Genomic DNA, 24260 nt, shown 5'->3' with positions numbered 1-24260 from the left:
AAGTTCACGCGAGACGTCACGAAGAACGTGAGCTTGGCGTGCTTCCGGGGAAACACGACTTGGCTGAGATCGGCAAGGATATCGAACGCCCGCTGGGACAGACGCTCCGGCCTCAGCGCAAGGCCTCGCGCGGCATCGGCTCCGGCTCGCTCGTCGCTGTGCTGGCCGTGCTTGGCGTGATCGGTGTTTCCGGCGCTATCGCGCTGCGTGAAAAGCCGTTCCGCAAGCCGGAAGAAGTGGCCGTTTCGACACCGAAGGTGACCGCTGCGCCTGTTCCTGCGGCGCCGGCGCCCGTCCCGGCCCCGGTTGCGGCGGCGACGCCACAGGCCAGCACGCCCATGAAGAGCGGCGGGCCGCAGATCATCCACGTCCAGACCGAGGAAGGCGACGGTCCGCCGAAGGCGGCGATCGTCATCCGCGATCCGTCGACGCTCGGCCAGAACCTGAAGGTCGCCCACATCCCGGACAGGGCACTGATCGAGGCCAGCGACACCGGTCCGCTGCCGATGCGCTCCGCCGACGGCAGGCGGCCCTTCGACGTCTATGCGCGGCCGTGGTCGGGCGCGCGCGGCGCGCGCGTGGCGATCGTCATCGGCGGCCTCGCGGTTTCGCAGACCGGCACCCAGGCCGCGATCGCCAAGCTGCCGGCCGAAGTGACGCTGGCCTTCGCGCCGCAAGGCAACAGCATCGGCCGCTGGATGCAGGCGGCAAGGCAGAGCGGGCATGAGGTCGTCATGCAGGTGCCGCTCGAGCCGTTCGATTATCCGAACGTCAATCCCGGCCGCAACACGCTGACGGTGGCGGCCAGCCCGGACGAGAACCTGAAGAGCCTGCACTGGGCGCTGTCGCGCACGACCAACTATACCGGGGTCATGAACTATATGGGCGCGCGCTTCTCGGCCGATGCATCGGCGATGGGACCGTTCATGGCCGAGCTCGGCAAGCGGGGTCTCGCCTATATCGACGACGGCTCATCCTCGCGCAGCGTTGCGCCTGATCTCGCGCTGAAGGATGGCGTGCCGTTCGTCGCCGGCGACATGGCGATCGATGCCGTTCAGGACCGCGGCGAAATCCTCAAGAAGCTCGACAGCCTGGAAGCGACGGCGCGGGCCAAGGGCAGCGCGGTCGGCATCGGTTCGGCCTTCGACATCACGGTCGACACGGTGACGTCCTGGATTGCCGAAGCAAAGAAGCGCGGCATCGAGATCGTGCCGATCTCGGCGGTGGCCATTGATCCGCAAAAAGGCTAGCAGCCGTTTTGATAATTCTACTCCGGCGGGCATCTGGCGGCGTTTTCTGCGCTTCCGGTGCTCACGTACTTTAAAGTACGCTCCGCTCCGGTTCTCGAAACCACTCGCCACCTGCCTCGCCGGAGCGAATTCTCAAAACGGCTGGAAAACCCGATGTCCAAAAAAAAGATCGATCCCGAAACGCTGCCTTATCGTCCCTGCGTCGGGCTGATGATCCTCAACAAAGCAGGTCTGGTCTGGGTCGGGCACCGCATCGCCGAACCGGACAGCGAGTTCGCCGGCACGACGCAGCTTTGGCAGATGCCGCAAGGCGGCATCGACAAGGGCGAGGAGCCGATCGCGGCCGCCGGGCGCGAGCTCTACGAGGAAACCGGCATGCGCAGCGTCTCGCTGCTTGCCGAGGCGCCGCACTGGATCAATTATGACCTGCCGCCGCATCTGGTCGGCATCGCCTTCAAGGGCCGCTATCGCGGCCAGACGCAGAAATGGTTCGCCTACCGGTTCGAGGGCGACGAAGGCGAGATCGAGATCAATCCGCCGCCCGGCGGCCACACCGCCGAATTCGACGAATGGGCCTGGCGGCCGATGCGGGAGCTGCCCGAGCTGATCGTGCCGTTCAAACGCAAGGTCTACGAGCAGGTCGTTGCGGCGTTCCGGCACCTGGCTTCCTGAAGCGGCCTCTTCCCCCCGGTTGTCGCGGCGGCTCCATGGCCGTATTGATTGTCGATGCAATGAGCGGGGGTCGCCATGAACGACGACACCGGACGCGGGTTTCCGGCATATGAGGCAAGCAGCGGTTCGACAGTGAGCGAGGCGGCCGCCGGGGCGATCCTGACGATCGACCTCGGGGCCATTCGGGAAAACTATCGCCGGCTGAAGGCGCGGCTGAACGGCGTCCGCTGCGCCGGCGTGCTCAAGGCCGACGGCTATGGGCTTGGTGCCGCGCAAGTGGCCTCGGCGCTGGCGAAAGAGGGCTGCGACCTCTTCTTCGTCGCGCTGCTCGGCGAGGGCATCGCGCTGCGCAAGGCGATCGGGCCGGGGCCGGGCATCTTCGTGCTGAACGGACTGCCTCCGGGTTCGGAACCGGAAGCCGCGGCGGCCGGGCTTTGCCCGGTCATCAACAGCGCCATGCAGCTGAGAGCCTGGCGCGAGACCGCGCGCGGCAAAGGCCGGAGCCTGCCCGCCGCCATCCAGGTCGACAGCGGCATGGCCAGGCTCGGCATGGCGCCGGCGGAAGTCGAGGCGGTCGCAAGCGCAGCCGGCGCCTTCGATGGCATCGACATCCGTTTCGTGATGAGCCATCTCGCCCGCGCCGACGAGCCGCAACAGGCGGCGAACGAGAAGCAGCGGCGCGAATTCGAACGGCTGCGCGAGATGTTGCCCGCGGCGCCCGCCTCCCTGGCCAACTCGTCCGGCATCTTTCTCGGACCGGCTTATCACTACGACCTTGCCCGTCCGGGGGCTGCGCTCTACGGCGTCAATCCGACCCCCCATGCACCCAATCCGATGCTGCCGGTGATAGGGCTGCAAGCCAAGGTGGCGCAGACGCGGCAGGTCGGCCCGGGCGTGGGCATCGGTTATGGCCACACCCATCATGCGGACGGGCCGCTCGATCTCGCGACCATTTCACTGGGCTATGGCGACGGCTGGCACCGGCGCGCCGCTTCAGCCGCGTGGTTCGAGGGCGTGCGCTTGCCGTTCATCGGGCGTGTGTCGATGGACTCGATCATCCTCGACATTTCGGCGCTTCCGGCAGGCCGGCTCAGGGAAGGCGACCTCGTCGAGCTCATCGGTCCCTCGCAAAGCGTCGACGACGCGGCCGGCCACGCCGGCACCATCGGCTACGAGATATTGACCAGCCTGGGTGCGCGCTTTCACCGCCGCTACATAGGTTCCTGAAGCGGGAGGCTTGCTTGACAAGCCGGGGCTTCTCGGCAAGGTTCGGGGCATGAGCAACCTCGCTTATATCAAAACCTGCTTCAGGGTTTGCCCCATCGCGGGAGCGTAGCCCCGGCGTGGCCGCCTATGCCGGTGGCCGCGTGAACCGGGGCGTTTGAATTCCAGACATTTCATTGAGCCGGTGGCCTTTGCGGCCCGGCTTTGTTCGCCGCCTTCGACGTGGCGGCTTGCGCGCATCCGTTTCCCCGATGCGCCAACACATGAGGTTTGCCCTGCATGCAGCAACGCAATCGCGTTCCACCATCCTTGTCAGCGCGGCGGATCGCGACCGGCTGAGCAATCTCGCCAGGGCCTTCCTCGACCGCGTGCCCGACATGGCCGAGGGCCTGCTTGCCGAGATGGACCGCGCCCGGGTCGCGACAGAGGCGGCAATGCCCGCCGACGTGGTGCGGATGGGCTCTACGGTGACGCTTCACGACGCCGAGGGAAGCATTCAGACGGTGACGCTGGTCTATCCGGCGGAGGCCGATATCGCCGAAAAACGCATATCGGTGCTGACGCCGCTTGGTACGGCGCTGATCGGTGCGCGTGCCGGCCGCACGGTCTCCTGGCTTGAGCCTGCCGGTCGCCACGTGGCGCGGCCTCTGCCTGCTTGGCATGAGGGCGGGCCAATCCGCGCTGGCCGAGCGGCCCGACGGCCCTGCCGAGGAGGTCGTTCTCGAGGACGTGGTCTATCAGCCGGAGGCCGCGCGGCGAGCGGCGCAGGACCGTGCCGCCGAACGATCTCACCACGGCCTCAAGCTGGTCCACAGCGCGCCCGCCGGTGACTGGCCTCTTGGCGGGCGCGGCAAAATCCGGCAGACAGAAGGGGACGATCCGGGCCCTTCCGCGGCATGATCGGCTTTGAGGGAGCATAGAATGAAAGTCATCGTGCTGGGCGGCGGCGTGATCGGGGTCACCACCGCCTACTTCCTCGCCGAGGCCGGTCACGAAGTGACCGTCTACGATCGCCAGCCGGGGCCGGCGCTCGAAACCAGCTTCGCCAATGCCGGCGAAGTATCGCCGGGCTATGCCTCGCCCTGGGCCGGACCCGGCATCCCGGTCAAAGCGGTCAAATGGCTGCTGATGAAATACGGACCGCTGGTGGTGCGGCCGGCCTTCGACCCGAATATGTGGACTTGGCTCCTCAAGATGCTGCGCAACTGCACGGCCGATCGCTACGCGCTCAACAAGTCGCGCATGGTGCCGCTTGCCGAATACAGCCGCGACACGCTGAAGGCGCTGCGCGAAGCGACCGGCATCACCTACGACGAACGGACCAAAGGCACGCTGCAGCTCTTCCGCAAGCAGAAGCAGCTCGACGGCACCGGCGGCGACGTCGAGGTGCTGAAGAAATACGGCGTGCCCTACGAGATCCTCGACCGTGACGGCTGTGTCGCCGCCGAGCCGGCCCTTGCGGCGGTGCGCGACAAGTTCGTCGGCGGCCTCAGGCTTCCGGGCGACGAGACCGGCGACTGCAAGATGTTCACCGACAAGCTCGCGGAACTCTGCGTAGCGCGGGGCGTGACCTTCGAATACGGCTCGACCGTCCGGAAAGTCGTCAGGAATCGCAACCGCCTCACCAATATCCTCACGGATACCGGATGGAAATCCGCGGACGCCTTCGTGATGGCGATGGGCAGCTATTCGGCGCAATTCATGCGCTCGCTGGGGCGGCCGATTCCGGTCTATCCGGTCAAGGGCTATTCGATCACGGTGCCGATCAGCAATGCCGAGGCCGCCCCGGTGTCGACCGTCATGGACGAGACCTACAAGGTGGCGATCACCAGGCTCGGCGACCGCATCCGCGTCGGCGGCACGGCGGAGATTTCCGGCTATGATCTTCGCCTGCATGAATCGCGCCGCCGCACGCTCGAACACTCGGTCGGCGATCTCTTCCCCGGCGGCGGCGACCTCAAGGCGGCGAGCTTCTGGTGCGGCTTGCGGCCGATGACGCCGGACGGGCCGCCCCTGATCGGGCTAAGCGAGGTTGCCAACCTCTATCTCAACACCGGCCACGGAACGCTCGGCTGGACCATGGCCTGCGGCTCCGCCAAGGTGCTTGCCGACATCATGTCGAACAGGGTGCCGGAGATCAACGCGCGCCATCTGAGCCCCGAGCGGTATCTGAAACCTATCTAAGGTGTAGATATTCAGGTGATGCCGGCCTGACCTGAATCTCGACACACCTAAAGCGCGTCGCGCTGAAACGGATTCAGGCGACGCGCTTTAAGTCTTTGTTTTGATGCATGTCGTTGTCCCAGAACCGCCGCACACTTCTGGGCGACATGCATTAATTCATGTCCAGCGGTGGCGTTCAGAACGCCTCCCGGACCCAGGTGTCGCTGAACAGCAGCCGGTAGGCCCAGCCGATGGTGACATTGGTGGCGACCGGGCGCGAATGGGCGAGGTAGTCGTCATAGACCGGCTTCATGCGGCGGTAGAAAGCCGGATCGAGCACGACCATGCCGTTCTCCGAGTCGTGGAAGAAGCTGCGGTTGTTGAGGTTGACCGAGGAGATGGCGACCAGCCTTTCGTCGATCATCATGATCTTGGAATGCAAGACGACATCCGGTGCCTTGAACTCGCGGATGTTGATGCGGTCGCCATATTTCTCGACGAACAGCTTGTTGAGCGCGGTGAGGAACCGGCCGCCGATATCGCCCTTGAGGTCGATGCGGCCGACGACATCGATCTTCACGCCCCTGGCCAGCGCCCGGTCGAAGGCCCGGGCGATATCGGGCGTCAGGTTGAGGTAGGGATTGACGATCTGGATGCGGTGCTCGGCGGTGTCGATCAGCTCGACGAAATAGGCCTCCAGCGCATGCCCGTCCTCATAAGGCACGGAAATGAAATGCCGCGCCATGCCGCGCGGGGCCGCGCCGGAACGGACCGGAATGGAAAACGGCCGCGACAAATTGGTGTCGGCGTCGCGCAGCCAGACGGTCGACAGATGCGCGGCCAGCGTCTCGACGGTCGCCGGGTCGGCGATCTCGATGTCGAAGTCGCTCCAGTTGGAATAGTAGTTCAGCGAGAAGCCGTCGGTCTTGCCGTATTGCTCCAGGTCCGGATAGCGGGTCAGGTCGACCGGTCTGTGGAACAGGAAGCCGTCATGGATGTTGCGGCCGCCGATGATGACGCGCGAGCGTCCGGGCTCTTCGGCCAGCGTCGCCAGCATCTTGATATGGTGAACCTTGTGCAGCTGCGAGATCTGCTCGTCGAACGGCGCGCCGTGGTCCGCCTGCCAGCGATATTCCTGCAATTGGACGTTGGGGAACTCCGCCGCCAGCCGATGCAGCATGACGTCGTCCTTCTCGCGTTCCAGAACGTCTGTCACCAGGATGCGCACCTTGGTGCCAAGTGCTGCATGGTGGCGGACTAGGCGCTCCATGATGCGGCCGGAGAAATCCGCCTTGAACTCCAGCGACGACAGATAGATCAGCCTGAGTTTCGGCGCGTTGGAGAAATCGAGCGGCAGCTCGGGGTCGGCCTTGTCGAAGGCGCTGTCGGGCAGCGTCCTGCCGAGCAGGGCCTCGACCTTGGCGTTGAAGCCGTCGCGCGATTTGCGCAGCAGGGTCGGCGACCCCAGCGGCAGGGCGCAGGTCTGCGACAGCCAGCGCCCGGCATAGAAGACGCGGTCGAGTTCCTCCATCCCCGCCGGGTCGGGCACCGGACAGCGGTCGTAGCGGCTGTCGAGCCCCGCGATCCAGGGATCGGCGCTCTCTTCGCGCAGCAAGGTCAGCGGCGCGCCGGCCGGCGCCAGGGTGGAAGCGACGCGCAGATCGCAGCGGGTCAGCGCCTGGTCCGGAAACAGGCTGACCAAGGTTTCGGCGGCGGTCAGGCTCAGATGGAATGGCGAGGCCGCGGCGACGGTGGTCGATCGTCCCGACGCCCGGATCGCGAGCGGACCGTTGCAGGTGCCGCCGATGTCGACGGGCTGTTGCCCCGCCTGGCGCAGCACGATCTCGACCGAACGTGCCTCAAGGCCGGAGAAGCTGAAGATCTTGAGCGCCGAGGGCCGCGCGGCGGCATCGAGATAGAGCGTCTGGCGCGACATGCGCCAGCGCCCGGTGAACCGGCCTTCGCCCGGCTTGTCCGACGTCGGCGCCAGCTCGGTGTCGTCGAGCGGTTTGGCGCGCCGTTGCAGCGTCGGATAGGTCGCGTGGAAGTCGCTGTTTTGGACATCGCGCCAGTCGCGGCCGAAGCGGCCGGTGCCGTTGGCGCGGTCGAGCGCATCGAGGCGGCTTTGGGCGAGCAGCGCCTGGAACTGCTTGTCATAGGCGCTGTTGCCGTCGCTGCCGAAATAGTGTGCTCCGGCGATCTCGGCGCCGTTGCTGTCGGCCGAGACCGGCAGGCGGCCGCAGGCGCCGTCGCCCGGAAAGAAGGCGCAGGCCGAATACCCGGGCATGCCGGCGCAACCGGCAAGTGCTGCCAGCGCCAGTCCAAGCGACGCCTTGGCGACAGCTGACCTGAGCCTCATCCGGTCGCCCCGTTTATAGCCTTGAGCTGGGCAGGGTCGCGCGGCGGCATGAAGCCTTGCGGGAAGACCCTGCAGAGGGGAAACGCGAAGGTGGCGATCAGCAACTCGGCCTCGCTTCGCATCTTGCGCGGCGTCGCCCTGTCGTCGCGGATCTTCCTGGCGGAAGCGACCAGCGCGCCGTCGCAGTCGCAATGATTGTGCCGGGAAATATAGCAGGCGTCGTGGACCCGGCAGGCGGCGTCAAGACGGTCGACCGGCCTTGCCGAGAGATCGCCGGTGCGCGTGCCCGGGCCGCAATAATTGCCGATGACGAAAGGCGAGGGCCGCGCCATGGCGTAGCGGATCGGCTTCGGCAATTCTGATTCCGGCACCCTGGTCCATGGATTGGCGCAGTCGGATAGCAAAAACAGCGGCAGAATGGCAAGAACGGCTCGCATGTCTCCGCCGGCGTTTCGAAGATTGTCCCCCAGAGCGTTTCACCCGTTTCACGAAAACGGCGAACCACTCTATCTCTTTGTTTTGACGCAATTCCAGGCAAAAGGCTACGGCGAAGGCGCCCAGCCCGACCGCTCACACTTTTCCTAGAATTGCTCTAGCGCTCCATCATGGCATGGCGAAGCGCGCTGACGCCACAGTCGCCGGATTTGTGGCGGAGGCAAGGCGGCAACGACCAACTGCCTGTGATAGGATCGGCCGCAGCGAGGGGGCTTTGGAATGCGTCTTTTTCTTGTTGCGGCGGCGGCCGCATGTCTGACCTGCGGGTCGGTGGCGCTTGCCGCGGACAAGACCGTTCACGACAAGGAGCACGGCTTTTCGCTGACCTATCCCGAAGAATGGACGAGCGAAGCCACCTTTGGCGATACGATGCGGCTCAAGCTCAAAACCGGCGAAGAGGGCCTGACCTGCAGGGTATCGCAAAATCGCTACGACCCGGCTGCCCCCGACAATCCGCCAGATCCCAGAGCGTTCATGGAGAAAGACTGGGTGCTGAGCAACTGGCAGACCATGATCGGCGTTGCCTATCAGTCGGCCAGCTTCAGCCTGGACAGGCTGGCGCATTTCCCGGACGGCTATCCGGTGCGGATCGCCGACATGGATTTCCACTATGCCGATGACAATGTCAGCTTCTACGGCCACTCCCGCATCGCGCTGACGCTGCGCCGTTCGCATTACGGCTTCGTCGATTGCGGGATCACCGGCGACAGCGCTGAGGAAGCGGCGCGGAAATGGGCGCCGCTTGCGGACGAAGCGGGGAAAGTGGTGAGCTCTTTCGTGCTCGACGCGGATTAGTCCCTCACCGTCTATTTCGTGAAATCAGCGCAAACGCCGGGGATTGGTCGAAAGCCGCCCCAACCTCGTCATTCTATGGCGGAGCAAGGCGCGAAGCGACGCGGCGCAGACCATAGAATCCATGCCGTGACTTGGAAGCGTTGCTGCGTGCAGAAGTTTGCTCCGCTGCACTCCTTGGCGAAGGTAACGGCATGGATTCTAGGGTCTTCGCGACGGAGCTTCGCTCCTGCTCCGCCCTAGAATGACGATCGCGATGGGCGTTTCGGCCAATCTCCAAGGCATGCCACCTGCCAATGCAAACAGAGCCGATCGGTCAAGATTTCTGTACCGGGGAACTGGTATGTTTCGCTTAAGCGGTCCTGGACCATACCCTAAACAAACAGGCCCCGCTCCCGCTCCACCGCCTTGGTGATGAAGTTGGCGACGAGCTGGACGCGGCGCATCGGCCTCACCGATTCGTGATAGACCAGCCAGTAGGCGCGGCGGATGGGCGCGACGATGTCGACGGGCACAAGCTCCGGCATCAAACGGGCGACGAAAGTATGTAGGATGCCGATGCCGGCGCCGGAGCGAACCGCCTCGGCCTGGCCGAGCGCCGAGGAGATGGCAAAGCTGGTGCGCCATTCCGCGCTGAACTCGGCGGCATAGTCGAGCGAGGGGCTGACGATCAGGTCCGGCACATAACCGATCAGCGTATGGCTGCCGAGCTCGGCCGGCGTCTTGGGCAGGCCGTTGGCGTCGGCATAGGCGCGGGAGGCGAAGAGACCCAGCGTGTAGTCGACCAGCTTGCCGGCCACCAGCCGGCCTTCGGTCGGCCGCTCGACGGTGATCGCGATATCGGCCTCGCGCCTGGACAGCGAGAAGGAGCGCGGCACCGGCACCAGCTGGATGGTGAGCTCACGATGCAGCGCCGTCAGCTCGCCCAGCCGCTTTGCCAGGAAAGCGACGCCAAATCCGTCGGGCGCGCCGATGCGCACGGTTCCCGAAATGTCGTCGCCCTCGCCGGCGATGGTCGAGCGCGCGGCGATCATGTCGCCTTCCATGCGCTCGGCTATGTCGAGGAAGCGCTCGCCGGCCGGGGTCAGTTCGCTGCCGGTGGTCAGGCGGCGGAAGAGCTTTGTCCTGAGCGCTTCCTCGAGCGCGACGATGCGGCGCGAGACGGTCGCATGGTTGAGCTCCAGCCGCTTCGCCGCGCCGAGGATCTGCCCTGCACGCGCCACGGCGAGGAAGATGCGGACGTCATCCCAGTTCATCGGAGGTGTCCGCTCTAATTGGCAGCGCGGCGTTCCCGCCCACCCCCCTCTGTCCTGCCGGACATCTCCCCCGCAAGGGGGGAGATTGGCAGCTTCTTTGATGGCGTCTCTTTTCAATCGTTGGTGATTGGCGAAAGCCTGCGTGACGTCTGATCTCCCCCCTTGCGGGGGAGATGGCCGGCAGGCCAGAGGGGGGTGTGAAGGAACGCAAGCTTTGGCCTTTTCAGCAATCCGCCATTTGCGACAATTAATGCACACTCCGGCGTCGTTGTCTATTTTTCGCACAACGGTTGCGATCTTCCTCGCGTTGCCATCGCGGCCGCAAAGGCGGACAATGCGCCATCACCAGAAAAGGGAGAGAAAGCATGATCGAATACGGTCATTTCATCGGCGGCAAGCGTGTCGCCGGCACCAGCGGCCGCAAGCAGGATGTGATGCAGCCGATGGACGGTTCCGTGCGCGGCACGGTGGCGCTCGCTTCGCAGGCGGAACTGCGCGCCGCGGTCGAGAACGCCAAGGCGGCGCAGCCGAAATGGGCCGCCACCAACCCGCAGCGCCGCGTGCGCGTGCTGATGAAATTCCTCGAACTGGTCGCCCGCGACTATGACGAGCTGGCCGACATCCTGGCGCGCGAGCACGGCAAGACCATCGCCGACGCCAAGGGCGACATCCAGCGCGGCCTCGAAGTGGTCGAGGTCTGCATCGGCGCCCCGCACATGATGAAGGGCGAGTTTACCGACGGCGCCGGCCCCGGCATCGACGTCTATTCGATGCGCCAGCCGCTCGGCGTCGTCGCCGGCATCACGCCGTTCAACTTCCCGGCCATGATCCCGCTGTGGAAGATCGCGCCGGCCATCGCCTGCGGCAACGCTTTCATCCTGAAGCCGTCCGAGCGTGATCCGGGCGTGCCGATCCGCATCGCCGAACTGTTCATCGAGGCCGGCCTGCCGGCGGGCATCCTCAATGTCGTCAACGGCGACAAGGAAGTGGTCGACGCCATCCTCGACGATCCGGACATCAAGGCGATCGGCTTCGTCGGCTCGACGCCGATCGCGCACTACATCTATTCGCGCGGCACCGCGGCCGGCAAGCGCGTCCAGTGCTTTGGCGGCGCCAAGAACCACATGATCATCATGCCCGACGCCGACATGGACCAGACGGTCGATGCGCTGATCGGCGCCGGCTACGGCTCGGCCGGCGAGCGCTGCATGGCGATCTCGGTGGCGGTTCCGGTCGGCAACGACACCGCCAACCGTCTGATGGAAAAGCTGGTGCCGCGCGTGGAAAGCCTGAAGGTCGGCCCGTCGACGGACTCTGCCGCCGATTTCGGCCCGCTGGTGACGGCCCAGGCGCTGGAGCGCGTCAAGGGCTATGTCGACATCGGCGTCAAGGAAGGCGCCAAGCTCGTCGTCGACGGCCGCGGCTTCAAGATGCAGGGCTATGAGAACGGCTACTATATGGGCGGCTGCCTGTTCGACAACGTGACCGCCGACATGCGCATCTACAAGGAAGAGATTTTTGGCCCGGTGCTCTCGGTGGTGCGCGCGCCGCGCTACGAGGACGCCATCAAGCTCGCCAACGACCACGAGATGGGCAACGGCGTCGCCATCTTCACCCGCGACGGCGATGCCGCGCGCGACTTCGCATCCAGAGTCCAGGTTGGCATGGTCGGCGTTAACGTGCCGATCCCGGTTCCGATCGCCTACTACACCTTCGGCGGCTGGAAGGCGTCGTCCTTCGGCGACCTCAACCAGCACGGCCCGGACGCGTTCCGCTTCTACACCAAGACCAAGACGGTCACCTCGCGCTGGCCGTCCGGCATCAAGGACGGCGCCGAGTTTGTCATCCCGACGATGAACTGACCGGACGGTTTTTTGGACTGCGCGTCCTCGCCTTCGGCTGCGGGCGCGCGGGCATGCATCAAGGACGGCGCCGAGTTCGTCATCCCGACGATGAACTGACCGGACGGAGTTCCTAACCAAGATTGAGGAAGCGCGGTGCAAACCGCGCTTCTTTTTTATGGGTGCCATAGGACCCACGGGCGCGGCGCCTAAAACCCGTCGCCCAGGAGGTCGTAGCATGGGGCAGTGCAACTCTAAGCACATGCTTTCCGGCGCGACGCGTCCAGAGTGCATCGGCATCTTCTAATAATTCCATCGCCGTGTGATGGAACCAACAGACCACCCTCCGTCTTAGGCTGTATTCCTGCCATGCGCAGGCAATCGAACAGCGCCGGTGGCAGCCGGGGTTCTCGTCTGGCGCGAGGAGGTGTCAGATGACACGATTTCTTATGGCGACAATGCTGGCTGCGGCGGCGGTGATAACCGGTGGAATCGCGCCGGCGAATGCGGCGGCACAATGCGCGGCGCGCGCGGATATCATCAAGGCGCTTGGCGCCAAGTTTCACGAGAGCGAAGCCGGGCGCGGCCTGATCAATCCGAACGTCGTGCTCGAGATCTTCGTTTCCGATCAGGGAAGCTGGACCGTGCTCGCTTCCGACACCAAGGGGCAAAGTTGCGTGCTCTCCGTCGGTGAGGGTTGGGACAGCCCGACGATCACGGCGGCGATGCCGGGCGCTTGAACGAACGGCGGCGATGCAGAGAGGCCTGGCGCCGCTCAGGCCGTCGGGATCGTGCCGCCATCGATGACATATTCGGCGCCGTGAATCGCCGACGCGCGATCCGAAACCAAAAACGCCACCAGCTCTGCAACCTCTTGTGGCCATGCCGGCCGACCGATCGGGATGCCGCCGAGTGCCTCCATAATACTTTGACGCGCGGTTTCCTCGTCCGAACCGGCGTGAGCGGCCAGGCGCTTGACCATGGCTTCCGATGCGGTGGTATGGATCCAGCCCGGCGCCACGGTGTTGACGCGTATACCCTTGGGGCCAAGCTCCTTGGACAATGCCTTGCTGTATGCGGAAAGCGCAGCCTTGGCGGCCGCATACGCCATGGTGGATTCATGCAGCGGCAGCCGACGCTGGATCGACGAGATATGGACGATCGCGCCTGAGCCTTGCTCCACCATTCGGGGGACGAGCAAGCGGTCCAGCCTGACGGCGGCTAACAGGTTGAGGCTGAGTTCCTCCTGCCAGGCCTGATCGGAGAGCGCCGCAAATCCGCCGCCCGGGCTCTTCGATCCGCCGACGCTGTGAACGATGATGTCGACGCCGCCAAACCGGTCGATCGTGGCCGCGGCAACTTCGGTTGCGCCTTCCAGGGTGCTGACGTCGGCCCGCACGAACAGCGTGGACGACGATGTCCCGCTCGCCGAGCGGGCGGTCGTGGCGACCGTCGCGCCCGCCGCGGCGAGCCGGTGGACGATGGCTTCGCCCGCGCCTTTGGTGCCTCCGGTGACCAAGACGCGCTTGCCCGCGAGTTCGTGGCCGTCGATCTCGAACTTCTGCCGGATGGTCATGCGCCGATCTCCAGCTTCTCGATCCGGTCGCCGGCCAGGGTGAAATTGTAATGAAGCGTCGCCGGGCTGCCGGGAAAATTGCCAGAGACGATACCGGCGACCCGCCATGCATCGCCATTGAGGGCGGCATCGGCGACTTCGACCGTCACCCGGTACTTGCGCGTGGTCGCCTCCATCCAGGCGCGGATGGCGGCCGATCCGCTATACGTCTCGCCTTCATCTCGGACCTTGGCGTCCGGCGAGAAAATGGCGAGCATGGCGTCGATGTCGTGACGGTTATTGGCGGAAAAATAGGCCGTCAGCGGCCAGGGAAGGTCTCTGGTCATGGCTTATCTCCGTTTGGGTTCCGGCGCTCGTCGAGGCGTCGGAGCTTGTCCGGTCTCTAAATTGCGTTATGCTGTGGAAATGACAAGAACCGACGAAAAAGTAAGGTACTTACCTGAAAGTAAGTCTGCGACCTTGACGCCTTCGTCCGCGGCGATCGGTGTCGAGAACGTGCTGCGTATTCTCGAGGGCCGGTGGAAACTGGTGATCCTGTTTCATCTGTTCGGCGGCAAGGTGCTGCGCTTCTCCGACCTCGAACGGGCTATTCCCGCGATCTCGCAAAAGATGCTGATCCAACAGCTTCGCCAGATGGAGGCCGACGGGATTGTCCGCCGCATCGTTCACCATCAAGTACCCCCAAAGGTCGAGTATTGCCTGACCGATTGGGGCCAAGCCCTTTGCCCGGCTCTCGATGCCTTGTTGAAATGGGCGGCGCAAAAGGAATCCAGCGGGGGCTGACGTCGAGCCCGGATGGGGCGTGGCGACCGTCTCCGTATGGCCATTCGACAGCGGTTGTCCCGCAGGGAACCGGACCAGAAAATGGGCGTGCCCGTGGGCGGCCCCAACAGGCCCGGGATGATGCTTGTTTTAGGATCGGGACTTCACCATATCGAATCCAGGGAGTCATGATCTCCCTGGGACAGACCGGAAACCAGAAGGAGCGACGTGATGAAGACGTCCAATCCGGCCTGGAGCCTTCCGGCATACTGAGGCGGTCGAATGTGCCTCCCTTGCCGGAATGCGAAGGCGAAGGAGGTGCCCCATGGCACGCAATTTTTCGTTTCGGTGGGTCAGGCTTGCAGCTGTCGGCGCCGTGATGGCGCTGTCGGCATTGCCGGCGCGGGCGCAAGTGATCTGCGGCGGCCATGACTATCTGGTCGCGAGGCTGGCGGCGGCATTCGAGGAGAAGCGGTTGGGCTACGGTGTGGCCGGACAAGCCGCCATCTTCGAGGTGTTCGTCTCGCCGAGTGGGACCTGGACCATCCTGATGACCGACGTCAAAGGCCAGAGTTGCATCCTGGCGGCGGGCGACGGATGGGAAGACACGCGGGCCACCGCGGTCGGGCAGCCGGGCGGCTGAGGGTCAGGCGCTGACCCCGTTCACCGTGTGGCGGCTACCTCGGCATGGCCGCGCAGCAGCGCCATCAGCTTCTTGGCGTCCTTGGCTGCGCCTTCCTCGTCGCCGTCGAGGATGGACCGGATCAGCGCCACGTGGTGCTCGGCCGATTCGGCGAGCCCGGTGTCGGCCTTGTAGCGATACCAGAAGCGGCGGCTGTGCGTCTGCAAGGGGGCGGCGACGCGCGCCGCGAAGGGGTTGTCGGCGGCGATGGCCAGCGCTTCGTCGAGCGCCTTGTCGGCCTGGATGAAGGCAAGCACGTTGCCGGAGATCACCGCCTTCTGCATCGCGAGCGCCGCCTCGTGGAACAGGTCGGCGGCCTCCCGGGTGACGAAGCGGGCGGCCGAACGGGCGAGCACCACCTCGATGCCGCGCCGCGCATCCAGCACCCGCAGCCAGTCGCCGGCGTGAAGTGGAGCGACCGCGATACCCGCGCGGGGTCTAATGTCCAGAAGTCCTTCCCAGGCGAGCCTCTGGATCGCCTCGCGGACCGGGGTGCGTCCGAGCCCCAGCCGCTCGATCAGCGCGCCTTCGGTGACGAAGCTCGACGGCGCCAGTTCGAGCGTGACGATCATGTGCTCCAGCGCGCGATAGGCCTTGGTCGCGGCCGGCTCGAAGGTCGCGTTCGCGTCAGCGGATATCAGTGGGGAGATCAACGGCGGGCTCCTGATATATTTTTCATATATCATAATCGATTCAGCGTTGACTCGCCAATCCTTAATAGATATACAGCTGATATATCAGAGGAGAGACAAGCCATGTGGACCGGAGTTTTCCCCGCCGTCACGACCAAATTCACCACCGACGACCGTCTCGACCATGCCGAGATGGAGCGCTGCTACGGGCTACAGATGGAGGCCGGCTGCGACGGCATCATCGTGTGCGGTTCGCTCGGCGAAGGGCCGATGCTGTCGCCGGACGAGAAGATCGAAGTGCTGAAGACGGCGCAGAAAGTCGCCGGCAAGAAGCCGCTGCTTTTGACCGTCAACGAGCCCGGCACCCGTGAGGCGGCTGTTATCGCCAAGCGCGCCGCCGAGGAAGGCGCCGACGGGCTGATGGTGGTGCCGAGCCCGATCTACCACACCGACCCGCAAGAGACGGTCGCCGCCCTTCGTGCCGTCGCGGAAGCCGGCGACCTGCCGGTGATGATCTATTCCAACCGGCTCGCCTATCGCGTCGACGTCACCGTCGACCTGATGGAGGAGCTGGCGTCGGACAAGCGCTTCGTCGCCATCAAGGAATCCTCCGACGACATCCGCCGCTCGACCGAGATCATCAACAGGTTTGGCGACCGCTACGATCTCTTCACCGGCGTCGACAATCTCGCCTTCGAGGCCCTTTCGGTCGGCGCCATCGGCTGGGTCGCCGGTCTCGTCACCGCCTTCCCGCGCGAGACGGTCGCCATCTATCAGCTGATGCGGCAGGGCCGCCGCGAGGAGGCGCTGGCGATCTATCGCTGGTTCCGGCCCTTGCTCGACCTCGATGTCTCGACCTATCTGGTCCAAAACATCAAGCTTGCCGAAGTGCTGGCGATCGGTACCAATGACCGCGTGCGCATGCCGCGCCAGCCGCTGTCGGGCGAACGCCGCAAAACGGTCGAGAAGATCGTGCGGGCTGCGCTGGCCGTGCGGCCGACGCTGCCGTCGCTCCAGCTGTCTCCTCGATCGGCGGAGAAGATGGTCGCAGCCGAGTAAAGGACAGCACCGACGTGCCAGGAAATTCCAACTCCCCAGGACAAGGGCTCCGCTCCGCTACTGGGAGGTCTTCTCCCCGTGAGCGGGGAGAAGGGGAAGACATCGCCATCATCGGCGGCGGCATCGTCGGCATCTGCGCCGCGGCCCTGCTCTCAGAAGTGAGTCGCAGCGTCACCGTCTTTGATCGTACCGGCATCTGCGAGGAGACGAGCTCCGGCAACGCTGCCGCCTTCGCCTTCTCCGACGTACTGCCGCTGGCGCATAAGGGGATGATCCGGCAATTGCCGAAGTGGCTCGCCGATCCGCTGGGGCCGTTGGCCATTCCGCCGGCTTATCTGCCCAAACTCCTGCCCTGGCTGATCCGCTTCTGGCGCGCGGGCGCAGCCAAGCATTACGAAGCGAGCCTTGCGGCGCAGGTCGGCATGATGAAGCTTGCCGAAGCCGAATGGATGGGCCTGCTCGACCGCTCCGGCACGCGGCCGATGCTGCGCGAGGATGGCTCGCTCGAATTCTATGAGAGCGAGGCGGAGTTCCGCGCCTCGCTGTCCGGCTGGGCCGAGCGCGAGCGTTTCGGCATCGGCTTCCGCCATGTCGAGGGCGAGGAGATGGCCGCACTCCAGCCGGGCCTTGCGCCACGCTTCGTCAAGGGCACCTTCGTGCCCAGCTGGAAAACGGTCGCCGATCCCAAGCTGCTCGGCAAGGCGGTCTGGGCCTATGCGGAAAAGCTCGGCGCCCGTTTCGAGCATGGGCGGGTCGAGCGCGTGGAGGCGGGCGCGAACGGCGCGACGATCGTTCTGGCCGACGGCACCAGGCGCACGGCGAAGAAGCTCCTGATCGCCGCCGGGGCCTGGTCGCATCTCCTGGCAAAGGATCTCGGCGACCGTATCCCGCTCGAAACCGAGCGCGGCTACAACACGACGCTGCCGGTGTCCGCGTTCGACGTGAAGCGGCAGCTCATCTTTTCCGGGCATGGCTTCGTCATCACGCCGCTGGAAACAGGAATACGCGTCGGTGGCGCCGTCGAGCTCGGTGGCATCGAGCGGCCGCCCAACTTCGCCCGTTCAAAGGCGATGCTGGAGAAAGCAAAATGTTTCCTGCCCGGGCTCGATCCGTCGGGTGGCCGCGAGTGGATGGGTTTTCGCCCCTCGCTGCCGGATTCGCTGCCGGTGATCGGCGCGGCGCGCGCGCCAAACGTCTATTACGCCTTCGGCCACGGCCATCTCGGCCTGACCCAGTCGGTGGCGACCGGCCGCTTGATCCGCGATCTCGTTCTCGGGCAGACTCCGCCGCTCGATCTCACCCCGTTCCGCGCGCAGCGTTTCTGAAAAAGAGAATATGATGGCCAAAAAATCCTTCTTCTGCATCGACGGCCACACCTGCGGCAACCCGGTGCGGCTTGTCGCCGGCGGCGGGCCGCTGCTCGAGGGTTCGACGATGATGGAGCGGCGGGCGCATTTCCTCGCCGAATATGACTGGATCCGCACCGGTCTGATGTTCGAGCCGCGCGGCCATGACGTGATGTCGGGCTCGATCCTCTATCCGCCGACGCGCGAGGACTGCGACATCGCCATCCTGTTCATCGAGACCTCGGGCTGTCTGCCGATGTGCGGCCACGGCACCATCGGCACGGTAACGATGGCGATCGAGCATGGGCTGGTGAAGCCGAAGACGCCGGGCGTGCTGAGGCTCGACACGCCGGCCGGCCTGGTCATCGCCGAATACAGCCAAGTCGGCGAATATGTCGAGGAGGTGCGCATCACCAATGTGCCTTCCTTCCTCTATGCCGAAGGCCTGACCGTCGAATGCCCGGTGCTCGGCGAGATCAGCGTCGATGTCGCCTATGGCGGCAATTTCTACGCCATCGTCGAGCCGCAGCAGAATTACCGGGACATGGCCGATCATACGGCCGGCGACCTCATCGCCTGGAGTCCGGTGGTGCGGCAGCGGCTCAACGAAAAGTACTCCTTCGTGCATCCGGAGAATCCCGGCATCAACCGGCTGTCGCACATGCTGTGGACCGGCAAGCCCAAACATGCCGAGGCCGACGCGCGCAATGCCGTCTTCTACGGCGACAAGGCGATCGACCGCTCGCCTTGCGGCACGGGCACTTCGGCGCGCATGGCGCAGCTCCATGCCAAGGGCAAGCTCAAACCCGGCGACAGTTTTGTCCATGAATCGATCATCGGCTCGCTGTTCAAGGGCAGGGTCGAAAAGGAGGTCAGCGTCGCAGGCAAGCCGGCGATCATTCCGTCGATCGGCGGCTGGGCTCGCATGACAGGGCTGAACACGATCTTCATCGACGACCGCGATCCGTTCGCGCACGGGTTCATCGTCACCTGAGACGATCAGCCGGTATGCGCTTTGGAGTCGCTTTCCGCCGCTTGAGGGGAGCGAAAAGCACAGTCTCAATGGAGAAGGCGGCTCTGCTTACTGAGGCTTCGCTTCAAGGCTTTTCTATTCGCGCGCGGTGCCTTCCGCCGAAGGCGCGTTGCCGTCACATGGCCGTCACAGATGACGGAAACCTGACCTTGCGGAAGCCGCGACGGTTCCAAAAGCTGCACCCCGATCCGCGCAAGGATTCTTCTTATCAACTTATTTTGACGCTGATTTCTTCGACGCGGGGGTCATCATAAGGTTGAATCGTCAAAGACATTGCGTTGTGCCAATGCTAGGGTCCGCAATAGTCCACGGGTCGAGGGCGAAAAAAACGGGCAATCGGACGGCGTGCTTCCAAACCACGCGGAGCGATTGAAAAATCACGTTGCAATCCGGGCTCGAAACTTTACGACTAGGGGAAATACGAAAAGGAATGCGTCCTGAAAGGCGACATTCCAGGGGAGCCGCTTAAATATGCAGTACTTCGTCCAGCAGCTTATCAATGGGCTGACGTTGGGGTCGATCTATGGCCTGATCGCGATCGGCTATACGATGGTCTACGGCATCATCGGCATGATCAACTTCGCCCATGGCGACATTTTCATGGTCGGCGCCTTCACCGCCCTCATCGTCTTCCTGATCCTTGGCGCATTGTTCTATTCGGTGCCGGTCGTGGTGGCGCTTCTGATCATGATGATCGTGGCGATGCTGCTGACCAGTCTCTACAATTGGACGATCGAAAAGGTGGCCTACCGGCCGCTGCGCGGTTCGTTCCGGCTGGCGCCGCTGATCACCGCCATCGGCATGTCGATCGCGCTTTCCAATTTCGTGCAGGTCACGCAAGGGCCGCGCAACAAGCCGATCCCGCCGCTGGTCAGCCAAGTCTACACGATTGACGGCATCAGCATCTCCCTGAAGCAGATCATCATCGTGATCGTCACCATCGTGCTGCTGGCAATCTTCTGGTACCTCGTCAACCGAACCGCGCTGGGCCGCGCGCAACGCGCCTGCGAGCAGGATCGCAAGATGGCCGCGCTGCTCGGCATCGACGTCGACCGCACAATCTCCATCACCTTCATCATGGGCGCAGCTCTTGCCGCCGTCGCCGGCACCCTGTTCCTGATGTATTACGGCGTCGTGGTGTTCTCGGACGGCTTCGTGCCGGGCGTGAAAGCCTTCACGGCGGCCGTGCTTGGCGGCATCGGCTCGCTGCCCGGCGCGGTGCTCGGAGGACTGCTCATCGGCTTCATCGAGAGCATGTGGTCGGCCTATTTCTCGATCGACTACAAGGACGTCGCCGCCTTCTCGATCCTGGCGATCGTGCTCATCTTCCTGCCCTCCGGCATCCTGGGCCGGCCTGAAGTCGAAAAGGTCTGATCCGCATGGCCGTTACCGTATCTTCGGAGCGCGACACCGTCGCTACTCCCGTCCAGCGCGCTTTTCGCGAAGCGCTCTATGCGGGCGCCATCTCGCTCGGCCTGTTCGTGCTGTTCATCGGTCTCAGGACCGACCAGAACATCTCCAACGAACTGATCCTGGTGAAACGCTGGGGCCTGCTTGCCCTGGTGGTCATCGCCACTGCCGTGGGCCGCTTCCTGTATATCGCCTACGGCCAGCCCTTCGTGGCCAGCCTGAAGGTCGCCAACATCGACACAGGCCTGCTGCCCGACACCATGGCGGCACGCTTCTTCAGGACGCCTTACTTCATAGCAGCGGTCGTTGTCGCAGCCTTGCTGTTTGTGCTGGCCGGCTCGCTTGACGGGCTGCTCGGACCCGACCTTGCCGGCTACGCACGCTTCGTGCGGGCGCTGGCGATCATCTATGCCGTCGCCTGGGTAATGTATTATTTCCGGGCCTTCATCCACGCCCATTTCTCGGCGTTGGGCATCAGTGCTCTGGCGCTCTATCCGATCGTCGTCGTGCTAGTGCTTGCGCTGATAACAGGTTCGATGGCGGGAGGCTTTCAGGGCTCTCTGAAGTGGGTCGACAATTTCGGCATACAGATCCTGATCTACGTGATGCTGGCCTGGGGGCTGAACATCGTCATCGGCCTCGCCGGCCTGCTCGATCTCGGTTATGTCGCCTTCTACGCTGTCGGCGCGTATGCCTACGCGCTGCTCGGCACGCATTTCGGCCTGTCGTTCTGGATCCTGCTTCCGGCCGCCGGCTGCATGGCCGCCTTCTGGGGCGTCATGCTCGGCTTCCCGGTGCTCAGGCTTCGGGGCGATTATCTGGCGATCGTGACGCTGGCCTTTGGCGAGATCATCCGCCTCGTCTTGATCAACTGGCGCGACGTGACCAACGGCTCGGCCGGTATATCCGGCATTCCAAAGGTCTCCTTCTTTGGACTGATGTCGTTCAACGTCTCCGATCCGAACTACATCGCCAAGGTGCTGCACATCGCCACGTCGAGCGCTTATTACAAGATCTTCCTTTACTATCTGATCCTCGGACTCTGTCTTTTGACCGCCTTCGTTACCATCAGGCTGCGCCGGTTGCCGGTCGGCAGGGCGTGGGAAGCATTACGCGAGGACGAGATCGCCTGCCGCTCGCTCGGCATCAACACCACCACCACCAAGCTGACGGCGTTCGCCACCGGCGCCATGTTCGGCGGCTTCGCCGGCTCGTTCTTTGCCGCACGGCAAGGTTTCGTCAGCCCCGAATCCTTCGTCTTCCTGGAATCGGCGATAGTGCTTGCCATCGTCGTGCTCGGTGGCATGGGTTCGCTGGTCGGCATCGCCGTAGCGGCACTGGTGATGATCGGCGGCACTGAAGCGCTGCGAGAGCTCGACTTCCTGAAGCGGGTCTTCGGTCCCGATTTCACGCCTGAACTCTACCGCATGCTTCTGTTCGGCATGGCCATGGTGATCGTCATGCTATGGAAGCCGCGCGGCTTCGTCGGCAGTCGCGAGCCGACAGCCTTCCTCAAGGAGCGAAGAGCGGTCTCAGCCTCCTTCACCAAGGAGGGCCACGGCTGATGAACGCACAAGCTTCCATGAGCGATTTCATTCTGCAGGTCGAGCATTTGTCGATGAAGTTCGGCGGCCTGGTCGCCATCGGTGACCTGTCGTTCCAGGCCAGGCGCGGCGAGATCACCGCGTTGATCGGGCCGAACGGCGCCGGCAAGACGACGGTGTTCAACTGCATCACCGGCTTCTACAAGCCTACCGAAGGCATGATCACGCTCAACAAACGCGACGGCTCGAACTATCTGCTCGAGCGCCTGCCCAACCACGAGATTCCGGCCCGCGCCAACGTGGCGCGCACTTTCCAGAACATCCGCCTGTTCTCCGGCATGACGCTATTGGAGAACCTTCTGGTGGCGCAGCACAACAAGCTGATGAAGGCCTCGGGTTACACTTTCCTCGGCCTGTTCGGCTTCCCGAGCTATCGCCGGGCTTCGGCCGAATCGATCGATCTCGCCAGGCACTGGCTGGAGAAGGCCGACCTTGTCGACCGCGCCGACGATCCCGCCGGCGATCTGCCTTATGGTGCGCAGCGGCGCCTGGAAATCGCGCGCGCCATGTGCACGGGGCCGGAGCTTCTGTGCCTGGACGAGCCGGCCGCCGGCCTCAATCCGAAGGAATCGGCCGCGCTCAACGAGCTGCTGATGGGCATCAAAAGCACCGGCACGTCGATCCTGCTCATCGAGCACGACATGTCGGTGGTGATGCAGATCTCCGACCATGTCGTGGTGCTCGAGTACGGCCGCAAGATTTCCGACGGCAACCCCGCGTCGGTCAGGACCGATCCGCGCGTCATCGCCGCCTATCTCGGCGTCGACGACGAGGAAGTAACAGAAGTACTGACCGAAGTCGGCGACGAGGATGTCATCGAGCAGCTCGATACGGGCCCCGACTCCGCGCATGGGCCGGGAAATTCCGCTTCGATGATGGCCGGGCCGATTTCAGATAGTGTCGAACACGGCGACGAGGGCGAGCGGGTCACGGTGTCGAAGGGCGCCTCGAAAGCGGCGCAGGTCGATGCGCGCGCCGCGTCAATCGCCAGCAAGCCGGTGGCCGCTGCGAGCCCGGCGGCCGCGGCAAAGCCGGCGGCGAAGAAGCCGGCAAGCGCGCCGGCGAAAAAGGCCACCGCAAAGGCCCCGGCCGCGAAAGCCGGCATCTCCAACCGCCTCGACGCGCCGCGTGGCGGCAAGGCAGACAGCCTGATCCGCATCAAGGGCATCGGCCCGGTCAACGAGCGCAAGCTCAACGAGCACGGCATCTTCCATTTCGACCAGATCGCCGCCTGGAAGAAGGGGGACATCGAGGCGGCGGAAGCCTATCTCGCCTTTGACGGGCGCATCGCCCGCGAAGACTGGATCGGCCAGGCGAAGGCGCTGGCGAAGGAAGTGGCGGCCAAGCCCGCGACGCGTGGAGGGCGTAAATAATGGCCGGCACAACGCTGCTCGATATCAAGGGCGTGCAGACTTTTTACGGCAACATCCGGGCGCTGAACGGCGTCGACGTCAGCGTCAACCAGGGTGAGATCGTGGCGCTGATCGGCGCCAACGGCGCCGGCAAGTCGACGCTGATGATGACCATCTTCGGCGCCCCGCGGGCCCGCGCCGGCACCATCACCTTCGCCGGCACCGACATCACCCAGTTGCCGACGCACGAGATCGCCCGCATGCGCATTGCACAGTCGCCGGAGGGACGCCGCATCTTCCCGCGTATGACGGTGATGGAAAACCTGCAGATGGGAGCCAGCCTCGACAACCTCAAGCATTTTGACGAGGACGCCGAGAAGGTGTTCGCGCTGTTCCCGCGGCTGAAGGAGCGCATCAACCAGCGCGGCGGCACGCTGTCGGGCGGCGAGCAGCAGATGCTTTCGATCGGGCGCGCGCTGATGGCGCGGCCGAAGCTTTTGCTGCTCGACGAGCCCTCGCTTGGTCTTGCGCCGCTGATCGTCAAGCAGATCTTCGACGCCATCCGCGAGCTCAACAAGACGCAGGGGCTGACCGTGTTCCTGGTTGAGCAGAACGCCTTCGGCGCGCTCAAACTCGCCACGCGCGGCTATGTCATGGTCAATGGCAATGTGACGATGAGCGGCACCGGCAAGGAACTGCTCGCCAATCCGGAAGTGCGCGCCGCCTATCTCGAAGGCGGACATCACTGAGAG

General features: G+C 64.4%; 23 protein-coding genes and 1 pseudogene. 18 read left to right on the top strand and 6 right to left on the bottom strand.

What is annotated here, in order from left to right; genetic code table 11:
- The first annotated feature begins 59 nt into the window (after positions 1–59).
- The 6 genes and pseudogenes from AC0YKC_RS27865 (at position 60) to AC0YKC_RS27840 (ending at position 5330) form a co-directional block, all read left to right on the top strand.
- A complete protein-coding gene (locus tag AC0YKC_RS27865; RefSeq protein WP_488513389.1) occupies positions 60–1250 on the top strand; it encodes a divergent polysaccharide deacetylase family protein in 1191 nt (396 codons plus the stop codon).
- Between the two features lie 153 nt (positions 1251–1403).
- A complete protein-coding gene (locus AC0YKC_RS27860; protein WP_488513388.1) occupies positions 1404–1922 on the top strand; it encodes an RNA pyrophosphohydrolase in 519 nt (172 codons plus the stop codon).
- Between the two features lie 75 nt (positions 1923–1997).
- Complete coding sequence (gene alr / locus AC0YKC_RS27855; RefSeq protein WP_488513387.1) at positions 1998–3149, top strand: alanine racemase; 1152 nt, start codon at positions 1998–2000, stop codon at positions 3147–3149.
- A gap of 248 nt (positions 3150–3397) precedes the next feature.
- Positions 3398–3721: pseudogene (locus AC0YKC_RS27850) on the top strand (GreA/GreB family elongation factor); the annotation flags it as partial.
- Between the two features lie 40 nt (positions 3722–3761).
- Positions 3762–4046: a hypothetical protein gene (locus tag AC0YKC_RS27845; RefSeq protein ID WP_488513408.1), complete on the top strand. Its 285-nt coding sequence runs from the start codon at positions 3762–3764 to the stop codon at positions 4044–4046.
- A gap of 21 nt (positions 4047–4067) precedes the next feature.
- On the top strand, positions 4068–5330 hold the full coding sequence (locus AC0YKC_RS27840; protein WP_488513386.1) for a D-amino acid dehydrogenase: 1263 nt from the start codon (positions 4068–4070) through the stop codon (positions 5328–5330).
- Positions 5331–5505: 175 nt separating this feature from the next.
- Here AC0YKC_RS27840 and AC0YKC_RS27835 read toward each other — a convergent pair whose 3' ends face one another.
- A complete protein-coding gene (locus AC0YKC_RS27835; protein WP_488513385.1) occupies positions 5506–7668 on the bottom strand; it encodes a phospholipase D-like domain-containing protein in 2163 nt (720 codons plus the stop codon).
- Positions 7665–8105 carry a phospholipase A2 family protein gene (locus AC0YKC_RS27830; RefSeq protein WP_488513384.1) on the bottom strand — a complete coding sequence of 147 codons (441 nt, stop codon included), beginning with the start codon at positions 8103–8105 and terminating at the stop codon, positions 7665–7667. Before AC0YKC_RS27830 ends, AC0YKC_RS27835 begins: the two co-directional genes overlap by 4 nt.
- A 277-nt stretch (positions 8106–8382) precedes the next feature.
- Between AC0YKC_RS27830 and AC0YKC_RS27825 the strand changes: the two genes are divergently transcribed.
- Entirely contained in the window at positions 8383–8958 is a 576-nt protein-coding gene (locus AC0YKC_RS27825) for a hypothetical protein (protein ID WP_434724384.1), read from the top strand.
- 371 nt (positions 8959–9329) lie between these two features.
- Here the strand turns inward: AC0YKC_RS27825 and AC0YKC_RS27820 are convergent, their stop codons facing one another.
- Positions 9330–10211, bottom strand: coding sequence for a LysR family transcriptional regulator (locus AC0YKC_RS27820; RefSeq protein WP_488513383.1), 882 nt, complete (start codon positions 10209–10211; stop codon positions 9330–9332).
- Between the two features lie 365 nt (positions 10212–10576).
- Here AC0YKC_RS27820 and AC0YKC_RS27815 point away from each other — a divergent pair, with 365 nt between their 5' ends.
- Together AC0YKC_RS27815 and AC0YKC_RS27810 are read left to right on the top strand one after the other, a co-directional pair.
- Positions 10577–12073: a CoA-acylating methylmalonate-semialdehyde dehydrogenase gene (locus tag AC0YKC_RS27815; protein WP_320297619.1), complete on the top strand. Its 1497-nt coding sequence runs from the start codon at positions 10577–10579 to the stop codon at positions 12071–12073.
- A gap of 413 nt (positions 12074–12486) precedes the next feature.
- Entirely contained in the window at positions 12487–12792 is a 306-nt protein-coding gene (locus AC0YKC_RS27810) for a hypothetical protein (protein WP_320297620.1), read from the top strand.
- Between the two features lie 35 nt (positions 12793–12827).
- Here AC0YKC_RS27810 and AC0YKC_RS27805 read toward each other — a convergent pair whose 3' ends face one another.
- Both AC0YKC_RS27805 and AC0YKC_RS27800 read right to left on the bottom strand, forming a co-directional pair.
- A complete protein-coding gene (locus AC0YKC_RS27805) occupies positions 12828–13628 on the bottom strand; it encodes an SDR family oxidoreductase (protein WP_488513382.1) in 801 nt (266 codons plus the stop codon).
- On the bottom strand, positions 13625–13954 hold the full coding sequence (locus AC0YKC_RS27800) for a nuclear transport factor 2 family protein (RefSeq protein ID WP_488513381.1): 330 nt from the start codon (positions 13952–13954) through the stop codon (positions 13625–13627). The genes AC0YKC_RS27805 and AC0YKC_RS27800 overlap by 4 nt, the downstream gene beginning before the upstream one ends.
- 79 nt (positions 13955–14033) lie before the next feature.
- On the opposite strand from AC0YKC_RS27800, the gene AC0YKC_RS27795 reads away from it, so the two are divergent.
- Positions 14034–14411 (top strand): winged helix-turn-helix transcriptional regulator, encoded by a 378-nt coding sequence (locus AC0YKC_RS27795; RefSeq protein ID WP_488513405.1) that lies wholly within the window; start codon positions 14034–14036, stop codon positions 14409–14411.
- A 304-nt stretch (positions 14412–14715) separates the two neighbouring features.
- The gene (locus AC0YKC_RS27790) at positions 14716–15033 is read left to right on the top strand and encodes a hypothetical protein (RefSeq protein ID WP_488513380.1); all 318 of its coding nucleotides are present in this window, start codon (positions 14716–14718) and stop codon (positions 15031–15033) included.
- A 20-nt stretch (positions 15034–15053) separates the two neighbouring features.
- Here AC0YKC_RS27790 and AC0YKC_RS27785 read toward each other — a convergent pair whose 3' ends face one another.
- Entirely contained in the window at positions 15054–15758 is a 705-nt protein-coding gene (locus tag AC0YKC_RS27785) for a GntR family transcriptional regulator (protein WP_488513379.1), read from the bottom strand.
- A 69-nt stretch (positions 15759–15827) separates the two neighbouring features.
- Here AC0YKC_RS27785 and AC0YKC_RS27780 point away from each other — a divergent pair, with 69 nt between their 5' ends.
- From AC0YKC_RS27780 to AC0YKC_RS27750, 7 genes are all read left to right on the top strand, one after another.
- Positions 15828–16763: a dihydrodipicolinate synthase family protein gene (locus AC0YKC_RS27780; RefSeq protein WP_488513378.1), complete on the top strand. Its 936-nt coding sequence runs from the start codon at positions 15828–15830 to the stop codon at positions 16761–16763.
- 14 nt (positions 16764–16777) lie between these two features.
- The gene (locus AC0YKC_RS27775) at positions 16778–18088 is read left to right on the top strand and encodes an NAD(P)/FAD-dependent oxidoreductase (protein ID WP_488513377.1); all 1311 of its coding nucleotides are present in this window, start codon (positions 16778–16780) and stop codon (positions 18086–18088) included.
- Positions 18089–18101: 13 nt separating this feature from the next.
- Positions 18102–19103: a 4-hydroxyproline epimerase gene (locus tag AC0YKC_RS27770; protein WP_320297646.1), complete on the top strand. Its 1002-nt coding sequence runs from the start codon at positions 18102–18104 to the stop codon at positions 19101–19103.
- A gap of 510 nt (positions 19104–19613) precedes the next feature.
- Positions 19614–20516: a branched-chain amino acid ABC transporter permease gene (locus AC0YKC_RS27765; RefSeq protein WP_320297627.1), complete on the top strand. Its 903-nt coding sequence runs from the start codon at positions 19614–19616 to the stop codon at positions 20514–20516.
- A 5-nt stretch (positions 20517–20521) separates the two neighbouring features.
- The gene (gene livM, locus AC0YKC_RS27760; RefSeq protein ID WP_320297628.1) at positions 20522–22117 is read left to right on the top strand and encodes a high-affinity branched-chain amino acid ABC transporter permease LivM; all 1596 of its coding nucleotides are present in this window, start codon (positions 20522–20524) and stop codon (positions 22115–22117) included.
- Positions 22117–23529: an ATP-binding cassette domain-containing protein gene (locus tag AC0YKC_RS27755; RefSeq protein WP_488513376.1), complete on the top strand. Its 1413-nt coding sequence runs from the start codon at positions 22117–22119 to the stop codon at positions 23527–23529. Before livM ends, AC0YKC_RS27755 begins: the two co-directional genes overlap by 1 nt.
- Positions 23529–24257 carry an ABC transporter ATP-binding protein gene (locus AC0YKC_RS27750; RefSeq protein WP_320297630.1) on the top strand — a complete coding sequence of 243 codons (729 nt, stop codon included), beginning with the start codon at positions 23529–23531 and terminating at the stop codon, positions 24255–24257. The genes AC0YKC_RS27755 and AC0YKC_RS27750 overlap by 1 nt, the downstream gene beginning before the upstream one ends.
- Positions 24258–24260 lie beyond the last annotated feature (3 nt).

This window comes from Mesorhizobium sp. CNPSo 4661, from assembly GCF_057784215.1.
The sequence above is the reverse complement of the archived record's forward strand: the minus strand, read 5'-3'. Positions and strand labels throughout refer to the sequence as shown.

Bases quoted from the DNA above. Each gene is read 5' to 3' on its own strand.
- AC0YKC_RS27750 (WP_320297630.1), top strand. From the start codon at position 23,529: ATGGCCGGCACAACGCTGCTCGATATCAAGGGCGTGCAGACTTTTTAC.
- AC0YKC_RS27770 (WP_320297646.1), top strand. From the start codon at position 18,102: ATGGCCAAAAAATCCTTCTTCTGCATCGACGGCCACACCTGCGGCAAC.
- AC0YKC_RS27825 (WP_434724384.1), top strand. From the start codon at position 8,383: ATGCGTCTTTTTCTTGTTGCGGCGGCGGCCGCATGTCTGACCTGCGGG.
- AC0YKC_RS27805 (WP_488513382.1), bottom strand. From the start codon at position 13,628: ATGACCATCCGGCAGAAGTTCGAGATCGACGGCCACGAACTCGCGGGC.
- AC0YKC_RS27790 (WP_488513380.1), top strand. From the start codon at position 14,716: ATGGCACGCAATTTTTCGTTTCGGTGGGTCAGGCTTGCAGCTGTCGGC.
- AC0YKC_RS27860 (WP_488513388.1), top strand. From the start codon at position 1,404: ATGTCCAAAAAAAAGATCGATCCCGAAACGCTGCCTTATCGTCCCTGC.
- AC0YKC_RS27830 (WP_488513384.1), bottom strand. From the start codon at position 8,105: ATGCGAGCCGTTCTTGCCATTCTGCCGCTGTTTTTGCTATCCGACTGC.
- livM (WP_320297628.1), top strand. From the start codon at position 20,522: ATGGCCGTTACCGTATCTTCGGAGCGCGACACCGTCGCTACTCCCGTC.
- AC0YKC_RS27765 (WP_320297627.1), top strand. From the start codon at position 19,614: ATGCAGTACTTCGTCCAGCAGCTTATCAATGGGCTGACGTTGGGGTCG.
- AC0YKC_RS27815 (WP_320297619.1), top strand. From the start codon at position 10,577: ATGATCGAATACGGTCATTTCATCGGCGGCAAGCGTGTCGCCGGCACC.
- AC0YKC_RS27810 (WP_320297620.1), top strand. From the start codon at position 12,487: ATGACACGATTTCTTATGGCGACAATGCTGGCTGCGGCGGCGGTGATA.
- AC0YKC_RS27800 (WP_488513381.1), bottom strand. From the start codon at position 13,954: ATGACCAGAGACCTTCCCTGGCCGCTGACGGCCTATTTTTCCGCCAAT.
- AC0YKC_RS27780 (WP_488513378.1), top strand. From the start codon at position 15,828: ATGTGGACCGGAGTTTTCCCCGCCGTCACGACCAAATTCACCACCGAC.
- AC0YKC_RS27785 (WP_488513379.1), bottom strand. From the start codon at position 15,758: ATGATATATGAAAAATATATCAGGAGCCCGCCGTTGATCTCCCCACTG.
- AC0YKC_RS27795 (WP_488513405.1), top strand. From the start codon at position 14,034: ATGACAAGAACCGACGAAAAAGTAAGGTACTTACCTGAAAGTAAGTCT.
- AC0YKC_RS27835 (WP_488513385.1), bottom strand. From the start codon at position 7,668: ATGAGGCTCAGGTCAGCTGTCGCCAAGGCGTCGCTTGGACTGGCGCTG.
- AC0YKC_RS27755 (WP_488513376.1), top strand. From the start codon at position 22,117: ATGAACGCACAAGCTTCCATGAGCGATTTCATTCTGCAGGTCGAGCAT.
- AC0YKC_RS27840 (WP_488513386.1), top strand. From the start codon at position 4,068: ATGAAAGTCATCGTGCTGGGCGGCGGCGTGATCGGGGTCACCACCGCC.
- AC0YKC_RS27820 (WP_488513383.1), bottom strand. From the start codon at position 10,211: ATGAACTGGGATGACGTCCGCATCTTCCTCGCCGTGGCGCGTGCAGGG.
- alr (WP_488513387.1), top strand. From the start codon at position 1,998: ATGAACGACGACACCGGACGCGGGTTTCCGGCATATGAGGCAAGCAGC.